The organism is Clostridia bacterium (genome assembly GCA_036562685.1).
Lineage (GTDB): Bacteria > Bacillota > Clostridia > Christensenellales > DUVY01 > DUVY01.
Window position 1 is genome coordinate 1 of record DATCJR010000079.1, and the last position, 1,734, is coordinate 1,734.

The 1,734-nt window shown below is 30.8% G+C and carries 4 protein-coding genes; all 4 read left to right on the forward strand.

Annotated elements, in window-relative coordinates; genetic code table 11:
- The first annotated feature begins 93 nt into the window (after positions 1-93).
- Positions 94-681 carry a GNAT family protein gene (locus tag VIL26_03410; GenBank protein ID HEY8389980.1) on the forward strand — a complete coding sequence of 196 codons (588 nt, stop codon included), beginning with the start codon at positions 94-96 and terminating at the stop codon, positions 679-681.
- A gap of 111 nt (positions 682-792) precedes the next feature.
- On the forward strand, positions 793-1,023 hold the full coding sequence (locus VIL26_03415) for a helix-turn-helix transcriptional regulator (GenBank protein HEY8389981.1): 231 nt from the start codon (positions 793-795) through the stop codon (positions 1,021-1,023).
- Positions 1,014-1,268: a zinc ribbon domain-containing protein gene (locus VIL26_03420; GenBank protein HEY8389982.1), complete on the forward strand. Its 255-nt coding sequence runs from the start codon at positions 1,014-1,016 to the stop codon at positions 1,266-1,268. Before VIL26_03415 ends, VIL26_03420 begins: the two co-directional genes overlap by 10 nt.
- Positions 1,269-1,431: 163 nt before the next feature.
- Positions 1,432-1,734: hypothetical protein (locus tag VIL26_03425; GenBank protein HEY8389983.1), on the forward strand; the 303-nt coding region annotated here is incomplete at its 3' end.

Here is a 1,734-nt window from a genome sequence, read left to right on the forward strand (position 1 = left end):
TTTTTGCTGTTGAGGGATTTTTATTTTTTTTTGTATATGAATGATACAAAAATATGTTATATTAATATAAATAAATTTAAGGACCTCAAAACTATGGATTTTAAAATTGATGTATCTAATACGACTATTGAAACTAAACGACTGCTTTTGCGTCCCTTTGAAAAATCTGATTTAAATGACCTTTTTACATATGCGTCTGTTCCTGGGGTTGGCGAAATGGCCGGCTGGGGACACCATGATTCAATAGAAACTAGTCAAAACATTTTGGATATGTTTATAGAAGAAAAAGAAGTTTTTGCTTTATATCACAAAGTAGATTCTAAAGTAATCGGATCTTTGGGACTTCATCAATCATGGACTGAAAATGATGACAAATACAAAGACTTAAAGGTCAAAGAAATCGGCTACGTACTTTCTAAGGATTATTGGGGACAAGGTTTGATGCCTGAAGCTGTCAATGCTGTATTAGCTTATTGCTTTAATGACCTTGACTTAGAGGCAGTAACTTGCAGCCACTTTGTATATAACAATCAGTCACGTAGAGTTATTGAAAAGTGCGGTTTTACTTATGTTAAGAAAAATGTATTTTTTGCAAAACAGCTAAAAAAAGAGATTGAAGATGTAAACTATATTTTATTTAAAGAAGAATATTTGAAACGGAATAATAAGGTTATAGTATAAGACGCGATTACACTTCTTATTGAAGAAAAAGCAACAAACGGTTGCTTGTTAATAACGGCAATGATTATTATAATTGTAAATAGATTAAAATCTTTTAGGGGTAAAAAATTTATGGAAATGAAGCAAGTAATCGCAGAAATCAGAAAGCAACATGGACTTTCACAAGAAGAAATGGCTGAAAAACTTTTTGTTACACGTCAAGCAGTATCTAGATGGGAAAACGGCGAAACCACGCCAAATATCGAAACATTAAAAGCTATTTCAAAATTATTAATGTTCCAGCTAATGTTTTGCTTGGACTCCCCCAAGAACCTATATGTCAAAGCTGCGGAATGGATTTGAAAGATATTGAAGATTTTGGAACTACACAAGACGATCATGTTCATACCGATTATTGTAAATTTTGCTATCAAAAAGGCAGCTTTACTCATAACAGGACGTTAGATGAAATGGTAGAATTTAATTTGAAATTTCTTGATGAATATAACAAAGAAAAAGGGCTATCATATACACCCGAACAAGCAAGAGTTGAACTGAAAAGACATCTTTCAACTCTAAAAAGATGGAAAGAAAAGCAGATAATTTAAGACTAAAATCAGATATTAAAAGCAATCTTAATGATTGCTTTTTTTGTTAAAATATTCATAGATTTATTCAATAGTATTTACACCAATACATAATCTAGTATGATATAATAATACAAAGACAATTACTTATGATTATTTAAAAACAAAAGAAAGGCGATAAAAAATGGCTAAAAGATTAATATCAAGTGAAACAGAATCCTTTAATAAATTTGGCGGAAATTATGAAATTCTAAAGCTGTTTAAAGATGCAGGCTTTGACGCTTATGATTTTTCAATGTTTGAAGATAGTATAAACAGGCTTATAGACTATGACGATTACAAGCAAAAAGCTCGTGAATTAAGAAAATATGCTGACAGTCTGGGTATTGTATGCAATCAGGCGCATGCACCTTTTCCTACGGTAAAACCTGGAGATGATGAATTTAATAAATATATTTTTTCAAAAATCGTAAGAGCAATAGAAGTT

What these genes read in the sequence shown, in the direction of transcription:
- VIL26_03420 (HEY8389982.1), top strand. Translation starts at nt 1,014, where the DNA reads ATGGATTTGAAAGATATTGAAGATTTTGGAACTACACAAGACGATCAT.
- VIL26_03415 (HEY8389981.1), top strand. Translation starts at nt 793, where the DNA reads ATGGAAATGAAGCAAGTAATCGCAGAAATCAGAAAGCAACATGGACTT.
- VIL26_03410 (HEY8389980.1), top strand. Translation starts at nt 94, where the DNA reads ATGGATTTTAAAATTGATGTATCTAATACGACTATTGAAACTAAACGA.